We start from the raw sequence: 281 nt of genomic DNA on the forward strand, positions 1-281 counted from the left end.
TGTTGGGCGTGAAAAGGGTTGGATGAGAGATAAAGCGTTGGATTGATGAAACGAAAGTGCAGTGGATAAGTATACTCGAGTTGATGAAAAGTGAGGGTTTGTGGCCATCGCTGATTAACGAACCATTGTGCGCAAGGGGTCAGGTAGCGGGTATGCAGTAGGGCGAAAAGCAATAATACACCACTGGTCATGACAAGAAGACTTGCGATACACAGAGTCAGCAGTTTTTTCATCATTCTCTCATACTGTCATTATGCGAATGCATAGCTTGGCGTATCTTG

1 protein-coding gene is annotated in these 281 nt (G+C 44.8%); it reads right to left on the minus strand.

Annotated features, from left to right (window positions below):
• Nucleotides 1-236 (minus strand): hypothetical protein (locus tag P8629_RS11655; RefSeq protein ID WP_278166293.1); only part of this gene is annotated, 236 nt, incomplete at its 3' end.
• Between the last annotated feature and the right edge of the window lie 45 nt (nucleotides 237-281).

Origin of the sequence: Hydrogenovibrio sp. 3SP14C1, from assembly GCF_029625905.1 — a bacterium.
GTDB lineage: Bacteria > Pseudomonadota > Gammaproteobacteria > Thiomicrospirales > Thiomicrospiraceae > Hydrogenovibrio.